The organism is Pseudomonas helleri (genome assembly GCF_009600315.1).
Lineage (GTDB): Bacteria > Pseudomonadota > Gammaproteobacteria > Pseudomonadales > Pseudomonadaceae > Aquipseudomonas > Aquipseudomonas helleri_A.
The window spans coordinates 1-19626 of sequence record NZ_WIWC01000009.1 but is presented as its reverse complement, the minus strand read 5'-3'; the positions used below and the strand labels follow the sequence as shown (position 1 = coordinate 19626).

The following is a 19626-nucleotide window of genomic DNA, read 5'->3' as shown; positions in this document are numbered from 1 at the left end:
CCCATGACCCAGTTCTCACTTGCCCGCAGTTGGGTGGCGTCTGCCAACGGACACAGTGACTTCGCACTGCAAAACTTGCCGCTGGGCGTGTTCAGTCACAAGGGCTCAGCGCCTCGTAGCGGTGTTGCCATTGGCGAGCACATTTTTGATCTGGAAGCGGCGCTGGCTGCGGGTTTGTTTGAAGGTGAGGCTAAAGCGGCGGTTGAAGCTTCGCTGGGTGGCGCGCTGAACGCTTTCTTTGCATTGGGCCGCAGCGCTCGAGTCGCGTTGCGCGAAAGATTGCTGGAACTGCTCAACGAAGGCAGCACCCTGCGCGGCAAGATTGAAGCTCAAGGTGCGCGTCTGCTGCCTTTAGCCTGCGAGTGTGAAATGCACCTGCCAGCCAAAATTGGCGATTACACCGATTTTTATGTCGGTATCGAACACGCAAAAAATGTCGGTAAATTGTTCCGCCCTGATAATCCGCTGCTGCCTAACTACAAGTACGTCCCTATTGGTTACCACGGTCGTGCTTCGACCATACGTGCGTCGGGTGTCGAGGTACGGCGCCCAAAAGGTCAAACCTTGCCGGCAGGTCAGACAGAACCGAATTTTGGCCCGTGCGCCCGGCTGGATTACGAGCTGGAGCTGGGTATCTGGATAGGGCAGGGCAATGACATGGGCTGCGCGATCCCTGTGAGTGAGGCGGGCGAGCACATTGCCGGATTTTGCCTGCTGAATGACTGGTCAGCGCGTGATATTCAAGCGTGGGAATACCAACCGTTGGGGCCGTTTCTGTCCAAGAGCTTTATCACCAGCATTTCACCGTGGGTGGTGACAGCCGAAGCGCTGGAGCCGTTCCGCCGTCCACAAACGGCGCGTCCTGAAGGCGACCCGCAACCGCTTGCCTACTTGCTGGACTCCAAGGATCAGGCCGGGGGCGCGCTGGACATCGAACTGGAAGTGCTGTTGCTGACCGAGTCAATGCGACAACGTAACCTGCCCGCCTATCGACTGGGTTTGAGCAACAGCCTGAACATGTACTGGACCGCTGCGCAGTTGGTGGCGCATCACAGCGTCAACGGTTGCCAGTTGCAGGCGGGTGATTTGTTTGGCTCAGGCACATTGTCGGGACCGCAGCGTTCACAACTGGGCAGCCTGTTGGAAATCACCGAAGGCGGTAAGCACCCGATTGAGCTGCCTGGCGGCGAGACTCGGCGGTTTCTGGAAGATGGCGACGAAATCATCCTTCGTGCGCGCTGCGCCCGTGAGGGTTTTGTCTCCATCGGCTTTGGCGAGTGTCGTGGCAAGGTGGTGGCCGCGCTATAAGGGAGTGTGTCATGCAGCTCTTTACCTATTATCGCTCCACATCGTCTTACCGGGTGCGCATTGCACTGGCGCTTAAAGGTCTGGATTATCAGTCGATACCGGTCAATTTGATCGCGCCGGGCGGTGGCGAGCATCATCAGCCTGAGTATCTGGCGATCAACTCGCAAGGCCGCGTTCCGACGCTGCGTACCGACCAAGGCGGATTTTTAAGCCAGTCACCGGCCATCATCGAATACCTGGAAGAGCGTTATCCTCGGAGGCCCTTGCTGTCTGCAGACTTGATTACCCGCGCCCATGAGCGCGCGGTGGCGGCATTGGTGGCGTGCGACATTCACCCGCTGCACAACGTCAGTGTGCTTAATCAACTGCGTCAGTCGGGGCAGGATGAAGCGCAAGTGATGCAGTGGATCAGCCTTTGGATCAGCCAGGGGCTGGCGGCCATCGAAAACATGATTGGCGATAGCGGTTACTGCTTTGGTCCTGAGCCTGGACTGGCAGATGTGTACGTGATTCCACAGGTATACGCCGCTGAACGGTTCAAGGTCTCGCTGGCCACCTTCCCACGTATTGCGCGGGTGGCGGCACTGGCCCACAACCATCCGGCCTTTCTGAAGGCCCATCCCTCGCAACAGCCCGATACACCTGTTTAGATAGTAGGGTTGGGCTTTCGATCGCTTCTCGACCGATCGCAGCCTTCGTTCCTCGGCAGCGACTACAGGTTTGATGCCAGCGGGTAGTCGCTGCCGAGGAACGAAGGCTGCGATAAGGCCCAAAGGGGCTTCAACCTGCCTGCGGGTTATGTCCGAATCTCTGAAAAGGGTGCTGACTTATTCCTGCGTACTTCGGCGAAGTTTTACCTGCCGCCTATACTGCCGATTACCTGAAATCGTTCGAGGGCTTGTGAATGTTTGCTCTCATGCAAAGCGCTCACGTTGAGTCGCTGCACCTTAGTGTTGATCCCGTTACGGGGCTCAAAGCCGTGATCGCCATTCATAGCACCCGTTTGGGGCCAGCGTTGGGGGGGTGTCGCTATTTGGCGTATCCCAACGATGACAGTGCGGTCAGCGATGCCATTCGCCTGGCCCAGGACATGAGCTATAAAGCTGCGCTCGCCGGTCTGGCGGTGGGAGGAGCCAAGGCCGTGATCATGCGCGCGCCCCATGTTGAAAGCCGTGCTGCCCTTTTTGAAGCTTTTGGGCGCTGCGTTGAACAACTCGATGGCCGTTACATCACAGCCATCGACAGCGGCACTTCCACCGTGGACATGGACTGCATCGCCCAGCAGACCCGACACGTTGCCAGCACCACGGCGGCGGGTGATCCTTCGACGCATACGGCTATGGGTGTGTTTGCCGGTATCCGAAGCACAGCCTCTTCGCGCTTGGGCAGCGACAACCTTGAAGGTTTGCGTGTGGCAATTCAGGGGTTGGGCAAAGTAGGTTTCGCTCTGGCTGAGCAACTGCACATGGCTGGGGCGGAGCTGCTGGTGTGCGACATCGATCCCGCAAAAGTGCGAATGGCCATGGAGCAGTTAGGGGCACACCCCATCGCGTGCGAAGCCTTGCTCAGTACACCCTGCGATATTTTGGCACCCTGTGGTTTGGGCGGAGTGCTCAACTGGCACAGCGTGGCACAACTGCGTTGTTCAGCAGTGGCTGGATGCGCCAATAACCAGCTGACCAACCTGCAAGTAGCCGATCAGCTGGAACGCCGGGGCATTTTGTATGCGCCCGACTACGTGATCAATTCGGGCGGGTTGATCTATATGGCTCTGACCTATCAGGGCGCTGCCCCTGAGGCAATCAACCAACAGTTGCTACGTATCAGCGAACGGTTGACGGGTATTTATGCTCACGCTCAGGCTGAAAAACGTTCACCGGCCAGGGTGTCCGATGAACTGGCACAGCGCCTGCTTTACGGCAAAGGAACGGGCTAGCGACTCTGGGGGACTCAAGGCAGCGCCCAACCTGAAAGAACGACTTTCAGGGTAGGGGCAGCGAGCGAATACGCGGTGTGGTTATTCGCTATCGACCAGCAACTCGGACAGGGCGTCCGGCTGGCTTTTAAACGCCTTGGCAAACACATCGCGATTTTTCGCCATGTAAATACCGGCTTCTTCAACTTGCTGCTCGCTCAACGATGGCACAGCTTTTTGCAGCACTTCGGCCAGCAACTCGGCCAACTCCAGCATTTTGTCATGACGGTCAGCTTCGGCTTTATCCATGAACAAACGCTCCAGATCTCGGCTGCTGCGGTATACCACTTCGACGGCCATTTACCACCTCGTATGCCTTCACGATAATTTATCCAGGATCTGTACGGAATGTATCTGCACTCGGTTATGCGGCGTTGAAAACAGGCTCGGAATGCTCATTTACAACCCGTAGACTCCGCTTCCTCGCCTGTTTTCACCTTGCCTAACCTTCGCTCGAAAACATTTCGTACAGATCCTAACGATTACTGTATTTATATACAGCTAAAAGGATAAGCCAATCCTTCAGGTTTGAATAGTGCCTTTTTAATCTAGCTGCAATTGATGTCTGCAACGGCAGCTGACGTGCCTAATCGACGCCGTCCATCATCTCATTGGCGATGGCTGGCCTTTTTTCTGCATGCAGAAAGTGTCATGTGCATCGCGGATGATCCGTTCGAGTCGATTCAAGGAGCTGCATCGTGAGAGTAAACAAAGCTGAAAAGCTACGTCGTCAGGTACATGAGCTGGCGGAATCGATGGGCAATTTGTTCGTTGAAACCTTCCACTACTTGGCGTTGTTCGCCATTGGTGCGGTGACCGCCTGGGCCGCGGTGATGGAATTTTTGCAGATGGTCGAGAAGGGCAATATCTCAATCGACGATATTTTGCTGCTGTTTATCTACCTTGAGCTGGGCGCCATGGTGGGGATTTATTTCAAAACCAACCACATGCCTGTGCGCTTCCTGATTTATGTGGCGATCACGGCTTTGACCCGCTTGTTGATTTCCAACGTGTCTCACCACAACCCGCCGGACATGGGCGTGGTGTATTTGACCGGGGCAATTCTGCTGCTGGCAATTGCCATCCTGGTGGTGCGCTATGCATCTTCGCAGTTCCCATCGGTAAAGATCGAGAACCCGCGCCGCAAAACCGGAGCAGGCTCCAGTGAGCATCCGGAAGTGGAGAAGGGCGAGCTGTAGTGGTTCGCCTCAGGCGATAAAAAGGGCCGGCCTACCGAAGTAGGCCCGCCCTTTTTTATACGTCCTGAGCGATGAATCAGCTGATTTTATCGAGTTCTTTTTCTTTCTCTAAAAACTCTTCTTCGAGCAGGTCGTCAGCAGATTGCTTGGGTTCTTTCTCTTCGAACCCTTCAGCGGGAAGTTTTGGCGTGTGCTTGCCGCGCAGTTTGCCGAACAGGTGTTCCAGAGCGTGCTCCAGTTTTTCAGAAGCGCCCTCCACCGCTTGGGTCAATGTGTTTGCATCCTGAGTCACCACAATAGGCTGGTGGCCTTTAGGTCGAGCCTCCATTTTGCAGCGTTTATCTCCAGGGCCTGACTTACCAGCGTTTTCGTCGGTGAGATGTACGATTACTCTGGACAAGTCTTCCAGGTGACGTTCGAGCGTAACTTCTACTGTTGCTGTAACCCACTGTTGGGTACGTACGTCAACGGCGATGTTCTTATCGGAAAAGACTTCAGTTTGCATAATTCTTCCCTTATATAGCGTGCTCGTGTGAGGTCTGACGGCCTCGCGTAGTCAAAGGTTCATCGTCATCGCTCAATTACAGTGTTTGGGCCGACGAGGAAATATTTCAAGCACTATTTTCAGGAAGTCTCGCAGGTTGTGACCGGCGTCAGTCTTTGACGCAAGCCAAGTCCCGCGTGGGCGGGACTTTGCCGATTCATATCAAAATGCAACAGAGGTCTGGACGTATAGGGTTCGTGGCTCACCCACGTATTTACCTTTGTTGTTGTCGTCAAACGAGCGGGTGTAATACTCGTGATTGAGGATGTTTTTGACCCCGAAGGCCACATTCAAGTCTGCCAGTTTTGGGCCAAAATCGTAGGCGACACGGCTGTTAAAGATCATATAGCCAGGGATCAGGCCCGTGCTGCCGTCGGCACTTTCGGCGCGGGTGTTGGCGTTATCGGCGAACTGGTTGCTCTGGAAATTACTGTCCAGATTCGCCTTCCATTGGCCCTGAGTGTAACCAACCCCCAACGTGCCTTTGTTTTTAGAGGAGAACGGCACACGATTGCCCTTGTTTGGCCCATCTTCGCGGATAGTGGCGTCAACATAGGCGTAGCTGGCGTACACATCAAAGCCGGACAGGATCGGGCTGACGTCGTCGAGCGCGTAGTTGATGCTGGCTTCAATGCCTTGATGGCGGGTTTTGCCGCGCGCGATCACCGTGTCGGTGGTCTGGTTGCTGTCATATTGGTTGTTGAAGTTGATCAGAAAGGCGCCGATCTCCGCTCGCAGGTTGCCATTGTCGTAGCGTGTGCCGATTTCCCATGTGCGGGCTTTTTCCGGTTTTACTTCACCACCGGTGACACGGTTGGGCATCTGGCTGTACTGCACGCTGCCGAAGGAGCCTTCGGTGTTGGCGTAGATATTCCAGCTGTCGGTCACGTGATACATCACGTTCAGCGCCGGGAGGGGGGTGTTGTAATCGCCTTTGTACTTCACGTTCGTCAGCAGGTTGGTTTGCTGCTGCTCAATCATTTCGTAGCGAATGCCGGGTGTGAACGTCCATTTGCCGATGTCGATTTTGTCGTCGATAAAGAACGCGTGGGCTTCAGTGGCACCGCGCGTGTCGCGGTCATTGCGGCTGCTGGTGGTCGGCAGTTCGTTGGCGGCTATCGGTGTGCGGTAGCGCAACTCGTGACCGGCTTCGTTGATGTAGCGGTAGCCCATGCCCACTTCGTGGCTGGTATTACCCAGATCGAAGCCTTGTGCTAATCGGGTTTCAATCCCGCGTACCCAGTACTCGCGCGGTGACAGCGACAGGAAGGTGCCCTGATCCAGATAACCGCTGCGCAAGGTTTTGGTGAAGAAGCTGTTGACCGTAAATTCGCGGCGGTCCTGCTGGTAGCGATAGCCGAAGTTGACCAGCGTGCGACGGCCCCAGAACTTGTCGTTCGGGCGTGTGGACTGATACGGGTCAGCCTTGAAGGCCGCTGTGCTCAGGCCGCCGGGCATGTCGGCTTCGCCATCGTAATACTGGGCCATCGCATTGAAGCTGTTGGCATCGTCGAGCTGATAGTTGCCCTTGAGGATCAGGTCGTCGATGCGCGTGTCACTGTGCTGACGCCAATCGCCGCCGCGCACGCCGGAATACAGCAAAGCGCCGCCCAGCCCATTGTCGGCGGTGCCGCCCGCCAGCAGGTTGGCGGTTTTTTTGAAGCCGTCTTGAGTTGAGGACGGGCTGGTTTCAGTCTGAAAACCTGCTTTTACCGTGGGTTCGTCGGGGGTGGCGCGGGTTACAAAATTGACGATACCGCCCACGTTTTGCGGGCCATACCGTACCGCGCCGCCGCCACGTACGACGTCCACGGCATCCATGTTGCCCATGCTGATGGGGGCGAAGGACAACTGCGGCTGACCGTAAGGAGCGAAGGGCACGGGAATGCCGTCCATCAGTACGGTGGAGCGGGTGGCCAGGCGAGGGTTTAGCCCGCGTATGCCGAAGTTCAGCGCCATATCGTGGCTGCCGGTGCCGTTGTTTTCTGGCGCGTTGACCCCCGGGATACGGTTAAGCACTTCACGGGCGGACGTCGCGCCTTGACGCTCAAACTCCTCACGGCGGATCACGTCACGCGCACCGGCGTGCTCAAATACGTTGGTTTGTGCGGCATCGCCCAGCCAGTCGCCGACCACTGTCGAGGCGCTTAATTCGACGCTTTGCGGAGCGCTCTGCGCAGGCACGGGTTGCAAGCTGAATGCGCCTTGCCCTTCGGCGCGGGCTTGCAGGCCGGTGCCCTCAAGCAGTGTCTGCAAGCCCAGCTCAGGGCTGTAATCGCCATCCAGGCCTTTGCTCTGGATTCCGCTGGCGACTTCAGAGCTGAACGAAATCATGACGCCAGCTTCACGTCCGAATTGGTTCAGCGCGTTTTCCAGCGAGGACGGTGCGATGTGGTAGCTTTTTGCCGAATCGGCAAAGGCCATGGGCAAGGCGCTGAAACTCAAGCTGGCGCCTAACAACAAGCGGGCCAAAGACGTGAGGCGAGAAGACTGGGCGGGCATGAAAACATCCTGAGAGGGTCAAAATTGAAGGGGCTTACCTTCTCTGTCACGCCAGATTTGAAAACAGCTCATGTTCGCCAAAAATTAGCTCCGTAACCCGTAGCAGCTGCCGAAGGCTGCGTCCGGCGGCGTAGCCGTCGTAAAGCCCAAATCCGCGTGCAAGGTGAGCGAGTGCTTCGCCCTCGGACGCAGCCTTCGGCAGCTGCTACGGGGATGTGCAGCGCATTTGCTCAGGCTTTTGCTTCAACCGTCACCCAATACCGGGTAAAGCGTTTGACCCTTACGGGCAAGCTGACAGCCAGCAAGTCGAGTACCCGCTCGCTGTCGTCTACCGGGTAGGTGCCGGAAATCAGCAAGTCAGCCACCTTGGGATCGCAGTTGAGCTGGCCACGGCGATAACGTCCCAGCTCTGCCAGAAAGTCGCCCAGACGCATGTGCGCGGCCACCAGTATGCCGTCAGCCCAGGCACCACTGCTGGCGTCCAACGGGCGCGGAGTGGTCCATGCCTGACGGTTAAACCTCAGTTGTTGATGGGCTGACACACGCAGCGGACTCCCCGAGTGGGCCGTTGGCGCAAGGGCGACCTGACCGTCAAAGACCGCCAACTCTGTGCGGTCGGCAAACTGACGCACGTTGAGGCGTGCCACCTGCGGCTGCACGCTGCCGTGGTCCGTCAGCACCTGCAACGGGCGAGCATCCTGCGCTGCCGTGAGCAGCATCTCGCCTTCGAGCAGACGAATCACACGTCGCTGTGCATCAAAACGCACATCCACCGCGCTGGCGGTGTTGAGGTGAATCTGGCTGCCGTCCTGCAGGTGCAACTTGCGCCGCTGGCCCACCGGGCTGCTGTAGTCCGCCATCAGGGGCGTGATGGGCAATTGATCGCGCAAGCCGTAGGTCAGTGCCGAACCGGCGCCCAACAGCAGCAACAGTTTCAATGCCTGACGCCGACTGCGACTTTGCGGTGCATTGAGGGCGGCGTGGGCCAGCGGTGACGATAAACCGCGCAAGCGCTGGTTGATCCGTTGAATATGTTCCCACGCGCGCTGGTGTTCACTGTGGGCCTGCAGCCAATGTTCCCACGCGTGTTGACGGCGTGGGCTGAGGGGGCCTTCCTGCATTTCCACCAGCCAACTGACGGCTTGTTCGGCGACGCCCGAGGAAATGTCCCCCGGGCTATTGAACGCGCCGTTCATAGAGCGAAGTAGCAGCGCAGGGCGGCTTTATTCAAATGGCGTTTGACCGTGGCAATCGAAATGCCGAGTTGGGCACCGATGTCGGCGTAGCTCATACCGTCGACCTGAGCCAGTAAAAAAGCGCGCTTGACGGGGGTGGGCAGGCCATCGAGCAATTGGTCCAGCTCCATCAGCGTTTGCAGAATGATGGCGCGTTCTTCTTCAGAGGGCGCGAGCTGTTCGGGCATGTCAGCCAGCGCTTGCAGGTAGGCACGCTCCAGATCCTGACGGCGGTAATGGTTAAACAGCACCCGTTTCGCGACCACGGTCAAAAATGCACGAGGCTCGGTAATGCTCGGTGTTTCGCGAGCACTCAGCAGTCGCATGAAGGTGTCTTGCGCCAGGTCGGCGGCGCTGTGCGGGCAACCCAGCTTGCGCCGCAACCAACCCGTGAGCCAACTGTGGTGGTCCAGATACAGGACTTCAACGGTATTTGACGGCGGCAACGACGACTCCATGCTGCGTTGATAACGCTTTAGAGAACAAGAATTGTTCGCATTGTAGGGGCGGGTGATTGTATTGAGCAATCACCACTGATCAAACACGGGGATGCAGACCGTCATCTCACTTTGCCTATGAGAATATTTATCATTAGTATCGCTTTCCCTTTTGACCTGTACCCCGACGCTCATGACCCCTCCCGAACTCAAGGATGGCCCCGGCCGTGAAGCGCGCCACGGACGCGCGCATTTTTTGCAGGTGTTTTTATCCCAGCGTCCGCAAATGGAAGCGCTGGTAAGCCGCCGCGTGGGCTGTCGGGCCACGGCGGCCGATCTGGTACAGGATTTGTTTTTGCGTTTCTGGCGTCGGCCGCTGGTGCATGTCGAAGAACTCAGCACCTACCTGCTGCGCAGCGCCGGCAATATTGCGATTGACCATCTGCGCAGCGAAGGCGTGCGCGGGCGGGTCAACCAGCACTGGCAGATCGAGCCGGACGACCATGGCTGCGAACCTCAAGCGGCGCTGGAGGCGGGCCATGACTTACGTCAGGTCGAAGCCGCCTTGCGCGGTTTGCCTGAGCGCACGCGCCACATTTTTCTTCTGAACCGCATCCACGGGCGTACCTATGCCGACATCGCCAAGGTCATGGGCGTGTCCCAAAGTGCCGTCGAAAAACATATGATGCGTGCCCTGGAGGCCTGTAAGGCCAGTTTGCGTGAGCCGAGTGCAGGGACCGTGTCGTGATCAACCGTTCAAGTATCCCCGTCACCCCGGAGCAGGAACGCACGGCGCTGGCATGGCTCAGTGTGCTGCACGACCAGCCCGACAGCGGCGATCAGGCCACGTTCAGTCGCTGGCTTCAAGCAGACCCTGCGCATGCCCAGGCCTATGCCCAGGCGCAAGTGCTGTGGGAAATGAGTGAAGTGGCGGGCAGTACGCTGGCCGATGAAGAGGCGCTGGTGTTGCAGCGTTATCTGTCATCGATGGATGCGCCTCGACGCCGCTGGTTGCCGCGCGGGTCCAGCAGTTTGGCCGTTGCAGCCTGTCTGTTGATGATGGTGGGCGTGTTTGCGGGCTGGCAGCCGTTGCGCTGGATTGATGATCTGGGCGCTGATTACGTCAGTGCGCCGGGGCAAGTACGCACCGTGACGCTGGCCGATCAATCGCAGGTCACGCTGGATGCCGACAGTGCCATCGCCATTCACTTTCGCCGAGGCGAGCGGCATGTCGAGCTGCGCCGGGGTGTGGCGTTTTTCCATGTCACTCATACGGGCGAACCCTTTGTCGTGGATGCCCACGGCGGTGAGGCGCGGGTGCTGGGCACAGAGTTTGAAGTGCGCTTGCAGCCTCATGGCGCGCAGGTCACGGTGTTGTCAGGGCGGGTCGGGGTCAAGGCGGATAAAGAGGCGGCGCAGCAAATTGTGACCGCCGATCAGCAAGTGGCTTACGACGCCGGGGTGGTCGGTGAGGCGGTTCATCGAGTCGACAGTCAGGCCCGACTGGCCTGGCGTACAGGCTGGCTTACGTACGCCAGCACGCCGTTGGCGGAGGTTGTGGCCGATCTTCAGCGTTATTACCCGGGGCAGATTGTGTTGCTCAACCGCCCATTGGGTGAGCGGCGTATCAGTGGCAGTTTTCCCAGCCAGAACCCGCAGGCGGTGCTTGATTCGTTGCAGGGCGTGCTCGGGTTTGAGCAGCACCGGCTGTTTGGGCTGATTGTGTTGCGTTGACTTTAACCCTCACCCTAACCCTCTCCCAGAGGGAGAGGGGACTGACCGCATGCACATTCAAGAACACCGCACATCGGCCCCCTCTCCCAGAGGGAGAGGGGACTGACCGCATGCACATTCAAAAACACCGCACATCGGCCCCCTCTCCCTCCGGGAGAGGGCTAGGGTGAGGGGTTGGGGTGAGGGTAATAAATTATTTTCACTGCGCAAGTGAGGTAAACCCAGAGCCCATCCGTGTAGTGCTTGAAAATGCGAAAAATTCGCATTCCGTATCGAGTCGACACACAGGTCATGAGCATGAAGTCCAGGGCAAGTTCGGTGAAACAGTGGTTCGGCGCGTCGGCAGTCGTGATGGCCGGGTTGGCGCTCAATCCGCTGTACGTGGCAGTGGCCGCCGAGGTGCCACAACAGCAGGCCAGTGCGCTGTTTGATTTCAATCTGGCAGCCAAACCGTTGCCGCAGGCCCTGAACGATTTCAGCCGCTTGACCGGTCTCAGCGTGGTCTACACCGACGATGCGCCTTTGGGCCTGCAAGCTCCAGCCGTCAAGGGACGCTTGAGTGCCGATAAGGCCTTGCAGCAGTTACTTGCCTTGTCCGGCTTCAATGCTCGCCGCACGGACGCCAACACCTTTGCACTTGAACCCCAGCCTACGGACGGTGCGCTGAACCTCGGCGCCACCAGCATCACTTCGCAAACGTCGATCGACACCAGCTATCAGCCGCCGGCCACTTCGTCCGTCATGCGCGGCACCGGTTCGTCCATGGAAGTGCCGCAGACCATCAATGTGGTTGCCGCTCAGGTGATTCGCGATCAAGCGCCGCGCAATCTGGATGACGCGCTGAATAACATCAGCGGTATCACCCAAGGGAACACGCTGGGCGGTACTCAGGATTCGGTGATGAAGCGCGGTTTTGGTGACAACCGTGACGGCTCGATCATGCGCGATGGCATGCCGCTGGTGCAGGGCCGGGCGCTGAACGCTACCACCGAACGAGTCGAAGCCCTCAAGGGGCCAGCCTCGCTGTTGTATGGCATTCAAGACCCCGGCGGCGTGGTCAACGTGGTCAGCAAAAAGCCACAACTGGAGCAATACAACGCGCTGACGGTGCGTGGCTCCACCTACGGCTCGGGTAAAAACGGCAGTGGTGGCAGCCTCGACAGCACCGGCCCGTTGGGGGATTCGGGGCTGGCTTACCGGATGATCATCGATCACGAAGATGAAGACTACTGGCGCAACTTTGGCTTGCACCGCGAAACCCTGATTGCCCCGTCTTTGGCCTGGTATGGCGATAACACCCAAGTGCTGCTGGCGTACGAACACCGCGAATTCCTCGTTCCGTTCGATCGCGGCACGGCGATCAACCCGGCCACCAATCACCCTTTGGACATTCCGGCCACGCGCCGTCTCGATGAACCCTTCAATAACATGGAAGGGCGTTCTGACCTGTACCGTCTTGAAGTCGATCACGACCTCAACGACGACTGGAAAGCCCACCTGGGCTACAGCTGGAACCGCGAAACTTACGATGCCAGTCAAGTGCGAGTGACGGCGGTCAATCCGACGACGGGCACCCTGACCCGGAAAATGGACGGCACCCAAGGCGCGATCACCACTGACCGATTTGCCACCGTCAGTCTGCAAGGCAAGGTGCAAGCGGCTGGTATGCAGCATGACCTGGTGTTCGGGGTGGATGACGAGTACCGCAAGATCTACCGCGCCGAATTGATCCGGCAAAACAGCACGTCCACTTTTAGTTACCTGAATCCGGTGTACGGCAATGAAGTGGCGGGCACGACGGTGAGCGCCAGTGACAGCAACCAGACCGACCTGCTGCGCAGCGACTCGCTGTTTGCACAGGATTCGATTCATCTGACCGATCAATGGATTCTGGTGGCGGGTGCGCGCTTTCAGAAATACGACCAACTGGCGGGCAAAGGCATTCCGTTTACGGCCAACACCGACACCAACGGTGTGAAGTGGATACCGCGAGCCGGTCTGGTGTATCGCTACACCGATGAGCTGTCGTTCTATGGCAGCTACACCGAGTCATTCAAACCCAACTCCACCATCGCGCCGTTGACCGGCGGTGTGGTGCTGGATTCGGCCATCGCCCCGGAGCAATCCAAGTCCTGGGAACTGGGCGCCAAACTGGATATTCCGGGACGTATCACCGGCAGTGTGGCCCTTTACGACATTAAAAAGCGCAACGTCTTGGTGTCGACGACAGTGGGCGAGGATACCGTTTACTCAACGGCTGGTCAGGTGCGTTCGCGGGGGCTGGAGCTGGACGTCAGCGGCCAGTTGACCGATCAGTGGAGCTTGATCGGCAGCTATGCCTACACCGATGCCGAAGTCACCAAAGACGCGACCTATCAGGGGATGCGCTTGCAGAACGTGGCGAAAAACAGCGGCTCGTTGTCGGCGGTGTATGACTTCGGCAATGTGGTCGGTGGAGACAAATTGCGCGTGGGCGGTGGAGCGCGTTATGTGGGAGAGCGCGCGGGTGATGCGTTGAATGACTTCGAACTGCCGGCCTACACCGTGGCGGATGCCTTTGCCACTTACGACACCCATGTTGAAGGGCAAAAAGTCAAAGTGCAGCTCAACGTCAAAAACCTCTTCAATCGGGTGTATTACACCTCGGCTGCCAGCCGCATGTTTGTCTCGATGGGCGATTCGCGGCAAGTGTCCATTTCCAGCACGTTGGAGTTTTAACCTCGGGTTCAGGGTTTAAACGCCGCGCGGTATTCGCCCGGCGTGGCCCCCAGGCTCTGTCTGAACCGATTGGCAAAATGGCTGGCGCTGGCAAAACCGCACGCCAGCGCTACATCCCCCAGGCTCAAAGGGCTGTTGCGCAACAATTCGCGCGCTCGGGTCAGTCGCCGGGCCAGCAGGTATTGATGCGGCGGCACACCGAAGCTCTCTCGAAACATACGCGCAAAGTGATAAGGCGACAGCGCACACTGGGCGGCCAGTTGGCCAATGCTCAGTGGCTCGGCCAACCCGTGTTCAATGCGTTCCACCAACTGGCGGCGTTGATAAGCGGCCAGCCCACCCTTGAGTTGCAGCCCGCTGCGCATCCCCACCTGAGTCAGTACCGCATGATCGAGCAGGGCGCTGGCCAAACTGCTGGTGAGCAATCGCTCGCCCGGTTCATTCCAGTTCAAGGTCAGCAGTTGATGAAATCGCTGAGTCTGGCGCGCATCATCCAAAAACGTAAACTCACGCAGTTGCAGGGTACGCGGCTCTTTATCCAGCAGGCTGATACAGCCCAGGGCGAACTGCTCCTGACTGACATACACATGGGCCAGGCGGATCTCGCCGTTGATGACCCACGCCGATTGATGCTCGGCAGGCAACACGCATAGCTTGCCCGGCGCGCCCTTGGCACTCGGCTGGTCGCGGCGAAAGGTGCCGGTGCCGCCCGAGATGTAGCAAGACAAGGTGTGATGAGTCGGCGCCTCATAATCGCGGGCGTCGTGATGGTTGGTCCACAGGGCCGCAGCCATTCCGTCACCGAGCTCGGCACAGTGCTCAAGGCGAGCATTTGGCGAGCGGCTCATGGATTGAAAGACTTGCAGGGTATCGAAAGCGGGCATGTGGCCATCGTACTCCCTCGCCCCACGACTGCCAGCCCCGGCGCCACAAAAGCGCAAGAATCTGCAACTGCATGCGCAGCCCAGGACGCACACTGAAAGCCATCTTCAGGAGCGTGCCATGAACTTATCCTTGTACTTGTTGACGGTGTTGATTTGGGGCACCACCTGGCTGGCGCTCAAGCTACAACTAGGCGTCGTGGCCATTCCCGTGTCCATCGTGTACCGCTTTGGACTGGCGGCACTGGTGTTGTTTGCCCTGTTGCTGCTGAGCCGCAAATTGCAGGTGATGAACAAGCGCGGACACTTGATTTGTCTGGCGCAAGGGTTGTGCCTGTTTTGCGTGAACTTCATGTGTTTTCTGACGGCCAGCCAGTGGGTCACCACCGGTTTGATTGCCGTGGTGTTTTCCACGGCCACGCTGTGGAATGCCTTGAATGCGCGCATCTTCTTCAAACAAAAGATCGCCCGCAACGTTCTGCTGGGCGGTGGGCTGGGCTTGCTGGGACTGGGCTTCCTGTTCTGGCCGGAATTGAGCGCACACACCGCCACCCCTCAAACGCTGCTCGGGTTGGGATTGGCCTTGCTCGGTACGATGTGTTTTTCAGCAGGCAACATGCTGTCGAGCCTGCAACAAAAGGCTGGCCTCAAGCCGCTGACCACCAACGCGTGGGGCATGTTGTATGGCGCAAGCATGCTGGCGGTGTACTGCGCGGTGAGCGGCATCCCGTTCACGATGGAGTGGAACGCGCGTTATATCGGCTCTTTGCTGTATTTGGTGATACCGGGTTCGGTGATTGGCTTTACCGCCTACCTCACGCTAGTGGGCCGCATGGGCCCGGAGCGGGCGGCGTATTGCACCGTATTGTTCCCCTTGGTGGCATTAAACGTGTCGGCCTTTGCTGAAGGGTATCAGTGGACGGCACCTGCGCTCATGGGGCTGGTGCTGGTGATGCTGGGCAATGTGCTGGTGTTTCGTAAACCCAAGCCGGTAGCCGCGCCGCTGAATGTGGCCCCGGCTCGCTAAGTCACTGCGGTCGATCAGGGCCATGACGATGGCCCTGTGCGCTTCACCCTCCCTTCCAATCCCCCCCCCCATTGACCGCCGAAACGATACATTTTCAAGACCGAGATTCAGGTCGTTAATTTCAATTGACGGCAAACGCAATGATCACGGGACTTTTAAGTCGACGGTATAACTTTGTATATAGCGCTATTTAATAAGTTAGTGTTGGCTTAAAGGCGTGTTGAATGTGCGTTTTATTATAATCGGATGAGTTTCTGTGTGCGTTGTGTGCCAATACGGTTAGGCGTGTATGTGGCGTGCGTGTGCGCTTTTTAAGGCGTCTGCTTTAAAGCTGTCTGCAGCCGTTTTGATATTGAGACTCATCTGGCTAATATGTTTGTACTTTCCTGTGCGTCGTTTGGTCGCACGGTGAACGCTCAATGTTTATCACCGTGATTCATCGCGTGCAGTACAGGTGTAAACGGAATGGATAATGAATGGATTCGAATCAATGCTTATGTCGCGCAGTTATTTTCTGCGGTGCTATGCCCGCCCTTGGCGCAGAACTCCGCGCGCTTGTTCAACCCCCCAGCATGCCTTGAACGGCCTATCAGACCACGATGCAGACGTCTCGTGGCCCGAGGTCGACAAGAGCCCGCGGGCGTCGGTTGACACCTCAATACTGTTCTGACGCCTCAATCGCTAATTATTTAAACGTAGGTTCGGTGTGAACGCCGACGCTGGGTAGTTGCTCGCATTGAATTTAACAATGCGTTTGCTTGCCGCGTATTAATCCATGGAAAACAAGGTGGGATATGAACAATATAAAGGTTGTCGATAAGGCGACGGGGGCGGTGACAGAAGCGGCGGGCAGTGTCAGTTTAAAAGGCACCAGCATTGTACAGTTACCCTTTGGCCCTGAAAGTATTCAGTCTTCCCAACAAATAGGGAATGACCTGGTTGTTGTGCTTAAGTCTGGCGAGACGGTAACGGTTCAGAATTTCTTTGTAGCGGGCGCGGAGGGTGCGCAGAGTCAGCTGGTACTGGAGAACGCTGACGGTAGTTTGATGCTGGCCAAGTATTCGTCGCCCTACAGCGGTTTCACGTACACCCCCATTTCTGGACTCGATGACCTGACACTGGCTGCTGCAGGTGAAAGCAGCGTGCCGGACTGGGTCGTGTGGGGCCTTAGTTTGCTCGGCGCGGCCGGTGCAATCGCGGCGGTTAGCGGCGGCGGTGGGGGCGGCGGCGGAGGCGGTGACACGCCAGCCGATACCACGGCGCCCTCGGCCGCAACCGGTCTGGAAGTCAGTAAGGATGGTACTTTTTTAACGGGTAAAGGTGAGGCCGGAACCCAAGTCACCGTCAAGGACGCCGCCGGTAATGTCATCGGTAAAGGCACTGTCGGAACGGACGGCAATTTTCAGGTCAATCTGGACCCACCCAAGACCAATGGCGAAAAGCTTGAGGTCACGTTGACCGATGGCGCGGGCAATCAGTCGCCTGCCAGTGAAGTCACAGCGGGCGATACCACAGCGCCCGATGCGCCGACAGAACTGGCCGTCAGCACCGACGGCCTGAGCGTAACCGGCAAGGGTGAGCCCGGCGCATCAGTCACGGTCAAAGACAGTGCCGGGAATGTCATCGGCACCGGTACGGTGGCGGCTGACGGCACTTTTGCAGTCACCCCGAATACCCCGCAGACCAACGGCCAGCCCCTCGATGTAACCCTGACCGACGCTGCGGGCAATCAATCACCGGCCACGAATGTGGTGGCGGGCGATACCACAGCGCCCGATGCGCCGACAGAACTGGCCGTCAGCACCGACGGCCTGAGCGTAACCGGCAAGGGTGAGCCCGGCGCATCAGTCACGGTCAAAGACAGTGCCGGGAATGTCATCGGCACCGGTACGGTAGCGGCTGACGGCACTTTTGCAGTCACCCCGAATACCCCCCAAACCAACGGCCAGCCCCTCGATGTAACCCTGGCCGACGCTGCGGGCAATCAATCACCGGCCACGAATGTGGTGGCGGGCGATACCACAGCGCCCGATGCGCCGACAGAATTGGCCGTCAGCACCGACGGCCTGAGCGTAACCGGCAAGGGTGAGCCTGGCGCATCAGTCACCGTCAAGGACAGTGCTGGCAATGTCATTGGCTCCGGCACAGTGGCCACTGATGGCACCTTTGCGGTCATCCCCAACACCCCGCAGACCAATGGTCAGCCCCTGAACGTGACGCAAACTGACGCGGCCGGTAATCAATCGCCGTCCACTCCGGTGACCGCGGGGGATACTACGGCCCCAGACGCTCCGACTGTTCTAGCCGTTAACGTTAATGGCGGGACCCTCACAGGCAAAGGCGAGCCAGGCACGACAGCCACCGTCAAAGATGCCGCTGGCAATGTGCTCGGCACAGGCACTGTGGCGGCCGACGGCACTTTTGCAGTCAAACTGGGCACGTCCCAGACCAACGGCCAACCGCTTGACGTGACCCTCACAGACGGTGCCGGTAATGAGTCGCCCGCCACCAACGTGTTGGCGGGCGATACCACGGCGCCTAATGCCCCGACCGAGCTTGCACTGGCGGCTGACGGGGTGTCTTTCACCGGCAAAGGTGAAGTGGGCAGCACTGTTCACGTCAGAGACAACAACGGCAATTTACTGGGCACTGGCACTGTAGGTGCCGACGGCAACTTTGCCGTGACCCTGAACCCGGCGCAGATTGCCGGCAATCAAACGGGCACCACACTGACAGACGCCGCGCTGAATCAGTCGTTGGCGACCAGCTTTCTGGTGTTGGGTGGCGGCACAGGGGGGGAGCCAGTTATTCCTCAGGCGCCTACTGATCTGGAGGTTACGCAGGATGGGCTGAAGCTGACCGGCAAGGGAGAACCCCAGGCGCTGGTCATCGTCAAAGATGCAGCGGGAGCGGTGATCGGTACCGGTTTTGTCGGTGCTGACGGCACTTTCAACATCACCTTCGGCACCGCACTGAGCTCCGGCGATCGAGTGGATGTCACCTTGACCAACGCCACCGGTGGCGTTGGTCAAGGTGACATCCACTCGATCGCCGGAGCTCAGTGCGGTGCCGAAGGTGATGTTGAAAGTGCCGTCAGCACCGACAAAACCGGTACCGATCACCGCTCCCGCTGCATCTTTGACGATGACCAGCGCCTGGGGTTCTCCCTTGCCGGTCAGCTTCAGCCCATCCTGCGTAACCTCCAGATCAGTAGGCGCCTGAGGAATAACTGGCTCCCCCCCTGTGCCGCCACCCAACACCAGAAAGCTGGTCGCCAACGACTGATTCAGCGCGGCGTCTGTCAGTGTGGTGCCCGTTTGATTGCCGGCAATCTGCGCCGGGTTCAGGGTCACGGCAAAGTTGCCGTCGGCACCTACAGTGCCAGTGCCCAGTAAATTGCCGTTGTTGTCTCTGACGTGAACAGTGCTGCCCACTTCACCTTTGCCGGTGAAAGACACCCCGTCAGCCGCCAGTGCAAGCTCGGTCGGGGCATTAGGCGCCGTGGTATCGCCCGCCAACACGTTGGTGGCGGGCGACTCATTACCGGCACCGTCTGTGAGGGTCACGTCAAGCGGTTGGCCGTTGGTCTGGGACGTGCCCAGTTTGACTGCAAAAGTGCCGTCGGCCGCCACAGTGCCTGTGCCGAGCACATTGCCAGCGGCATCTTTGACGGTGGCTGTCGTGCCTGGCTCGCCTTTGCCTGTGAGGGTCCCGCCATTAACGTTAACGGCTAGAACAGTCGGAGCGTCTGGGGCCGTAGTATCCCCCGCGGTCACCGGAGTGGACGGCGATTGATTACCGGCCGCGTCAGTTTGCGTCACGTTCAGGGGCTGACCATTGGTCTGCGGGGTGTTGGGGATGACCGCAAAGGTGCCATCAGTGGCCACTGTGCCGGAGCCAATGACATTGCCAGCACTGTCCTTGACGGTGACTGATGCGCCAGGCTCACCCTTGCCGGTTACGCTCAGGCCGTCGGTGCTGACGGCCAATTCTGTCGGCGCATCGGGCGCTGTGGTATCGCCCGCCACCACATTCGTGGCCGGTGATTGATTGCCCGCAGCGTCGG

General features: G+C 58.4%; 14 protein-coding genes and 2 pseudogenes. 9 read left to right on the top strand and 7 right to left on the bottom strand.

What is annotated here, in order from left to right:
• Positions 1–3: 3 nt before the first annotated feature.
• The 3 genes from fahA to GHN86_RS07715 all read left to right on the top strand — a co-directional run bounded on the left by fahA (position 4) and on the right by GHN86_RS07715 (position 3244).
• Complete coding sequence (gene fahA, locus GHN86_RS07725; protein ID WP_153378596.1) at positions 4–1308, top strand: fumarylacetoacetase; 1305 nt, start codon at positions 4–6, stop codon at positions 1306–1308.
• A gap of 11 nt (positions 1309–1319) precedes the next feature.
• The gene (gene maiA, locus GHN86_RS07720; RefSeq protein WP_153378597.1) at positions 1320–1958 is read left to right on the top strand and encodes a maleylacetoacetate isomerase; all 639 of its coding nucleotides are present in this window, start codon (positions 1320–1322) and stop codon (positions 1956–1958) included.
• Between the two features lie 254 nt (positions 1959–2212).
• Positions 2213–3244 carry a Leu/Phe/Val dehydrogenase gene (locus GHN86_RS07715; protein WP_153378598.1) on the top strand — a complete coding sequence of 344 codons (1032 nt, stop codon included), beginning with the start codon at positions 2213–2215 and terminating at the stop codon, positions 3242–3244.
• Between the two features lie 81 nt (positions 3245–3325).
• On the opposite strand, the gene GHN86_RS07710 is transcribed toward GHN86_RS07715, so the two are convergent.
• A complete protein-coding gene (locus GHN86_RS07710; protein WP_019410845.1) occupies positions 3326–3583 on the bottom strand; it encodes a YebG family protein in 258 nt (85 codons plus the stop codon).
• A gap of 398 nt (positions 3584–3981) precedes the next feature.
• Here GHN86_RS07710 and GHN86_RS07705 point away from each other — a divergent pair, with 398 nt between their 5' ends.
• Entirely contained in the window at positions 3982–4482 is a 501-nt protein-coding gene (locus GHN86_RS07705; protein WP_323369260.1) for a phosphate-starvation-inducible protein PsiE, read from the top strand.
• A 76-nt stretch (positions 4483–4558) separates the two neighbouring features.
• Here GHN86_RS07705 and GHN86_RS07700 read toward each other — a convergent pair whose 3' ends face one another.
• The 4 genes from GHN86_RS07700 to GHN86_RS07685 all read right to left on the bottom strand — a co-directional run bounded on the left by GHN86_RS07700 (position 4559) and on the right by GHN86_RS07685 (position 9209).
• Positions 4559–4987: an HPF/RaiA family ribosome-associated protein gene (locus tag GHN86_RS07700; RefSeq protein WP_153378599.1), complete on the bottom strand. Its 429-nt coding sequence runs from the start codon at positions 4985–4987 to the stop codon at positions 4559–4561.
• Positions 4988–5188: 201 nt separating this feature from the next.
• Positions 5189–7528 (bottom strand): TonB-dependent Fe(3+) dicitrate receptor FecA, encoded by a 2340-nt coding sequence (gene fecA / locus GHN86_RS07695; protein ID WP_153386329.1) that lies wholly within the window; start codon positions 7526–7528, stop codon positions 5189–5191.
• Positions 7529–7758: 230 nt separating this feature from the next.
• A complete protein-coding gene (locus GHN86_RS07690) occupies positions 7759–8724 on the bottom strand; it encodes a FecR domain-containing protein (RefSeq protein WP_153378602.1) in 966 nt (321 codons plus the stop codon).
• Positions 8721–9209: a sigma-70 family RNA polymerase sigma factor gene (locus tag GHN86_RS07685; protein WP_153386327.1), complete on the bottom strand. Its 489-nt coding sequence runs from the start codon at positions 9207–9209 to the stop codon at positions 8721–8723. The genes GHN86_RS07690 and GHN86_RS07685 overlap by 4 nt, the downstream gene beginning before the upstream one ends.
• Before the next feature lie 184 nt (positions 9210–9393).
• Between GHN86_RS07685 and GHN86_RS07680 the strand changes: the two genes are divergently transcribed.
• The 3 genes from GHN86_RS07680 to GHN86_RS07670 all read left to right on the top strand — a co-directional run bounded on the left by GHN86_RS07680 (position 9394) and on the right by GHN86_RS07670 (position 13652).
• A complete protein-coding gene (locus GHN86_RS07680) occupies positions 9394–9948 on the top strand; it encodes an RNA polymerase sigma factor (RefSeq protein ID WP_153378605.1) in 555 nt (184 codons plus the stop codon).
• Positions 9945–10934 (top strand): FecR family protein, encoded by a 990-nt coding sequence (locus GHN86_RS07675; protein ID WP_323369261.1) that lies wholly within the window; start codon positions 9945–9947, stop codon positions 10932–10934. The genes GHN86_RS07680 and GHN86_RS07675 overlap by 4 nt, the downstream gene beginning before the upstream one ends.
• A gap of 297 nt (positions 10935–11231) precedes the next feature.
• The gene (locus GHN86_RS07670; RefSeq protein WP_153378607.1) at positions 11232–13652 is read left to right on the top strand and encodes a TonB-dependent siderophore receptor; all 2421 of its coding nucleotides are present in this window, start codon (positions 11232–11234) and stop codon (positions 13650–13652) included.
• 8 nt (positions 13653–13660) lie between these two features.
• On the opposite strand, the gene GHN86_RS07665 is transcribed toward GHN86_RS07670, so the two are convergent.
• Positions 13661–14536 carry an AraC family transcriptional regulator gene (locus GHN86_RS07665; RefSeq protein ID WP_153378608.1) on the bottom strand — a complete coding sequence of 292 codons (876 nt, stop codon included), beginning with the start codon at positions 14534–14536 and terminating at the stop codon, positions 13661–13663.
• A 118-nt stretch (positions 14537–14654) separates the two neighbouring features.
• Between GHN86_RS07665 and GHN86_RS07660 the strand changes: the two genes are divergently transcribed.
• Together GHN86_RS07660 and GHN86_RS07655 are read left to right on the top strand one after the other, a co-directional pair.
• Positions 14655–15560: a DMT family transporter gene (locus tag GHN86_RS07660; RefSeq protein WP_153378609.1), complete on the top strand. Its 906-nt coding sequence runs from the start codon at positions 14655–14657 to the stop codon at positions 15558–15560.
• Between the two features lie 794 nt (positions 15561–16354).
• Positions 16355–18577: pseudogene (locus GHN86_RS07655) on the top strand (Ig-like domain-containing protein); the annotation flags it as partial.
• Positions 18578–18625: 48 nt separating this feature from the next.
• Here the strand turns inward: GHN86_RS07655 and GHN86_RS24035 are convergent.
• A pseudogene (locus GHN86_RS24035) lies at positions 18626–19588 on the bottom strand (Ig-like domain-containing protein); the annotation flags it as partial.
• Positions 19589–19626: the final 38 nt, after the last annotated feature.

Bases quoted from the DNA above. Each gene is read 5' to 3' on its own strand.
- GHN86_RS07680 (WP_153378605.1), top strand. From the start codon at position 9,394: ATGACCCCTCCCGAACTCAAGGATGGCCCCGGCCGTGAAGCGCGCCAC.
- GHN86_RS07715 (WP_153378598.1), top strand. From the start codon at position 2,213: ATGTTTGCTCTCATGCAAAGCGCTCACGTTGAGTCGCTGCACCTTAGT.
- GHN86_RS07700 (WP_153378599.1), bottom strand. From the start codon at position 4,987: ATGCAAACTGAAGTCTTTTCCGATAAGAACATCGCCGTTGACGTACGT.
- maiA (WP_153378597.1), top strand. From the start codon at position 1,320: ATGCAGCTCTTTACCTATTATCGCTCCACATCGTCTTACCGGGTGCGC.
- fecA (WP_153386329.1), bottom strand. From the start codon at position 7,528: ATGCCCGCCCAGTCTTCTCGCCTCACGTCTTTGGCCCGCTTGTTGTTA.
- GHN86_RS07690 (WP_153378602.1), bottom strand. From the start codon at position 8,724: ATGAACGGCGCGTTCAATAGCCCGGGGGACATTTCCTCGGGCGTCGCC.
- GHN86_RS07670 (WP_153378607.1), top strand. From the start codon at position 11,232: ATGAAGTCCAGGGCAAGTTCGGTGAAACAGTGGTTCGGCGCGTCGGCA.
- GHN86_RS07665 (WP_153378608.1), bottom strand. From the start codon at position 14,536: ATGCCCGCTTTCGATACCCTGCAAGTCTTTCAATCCATGAGCCGCTCG.
- GHN86_RS07710 (WP_019410845.1), bottom strand. From the start codon at position 3,583: ATGGCCGTCGAAGTGGTATACCGCAGCAGCCGAGATCTGGAGCGTTTG.
- fahA (WP_153378596.1), top strand. From the start codon at position 4: ATGACCCAGTTCTCACTTGCCCGCAGTTGGGTGGCGTCTGCCAACGGA.
- GHN86_RS07660 (WP_153378609.1), top strand. From the start codon at position 14,655: ATGAACTTATCCTTGTACTTGTTGACGGTGTTGATTTGGGGCACCACC.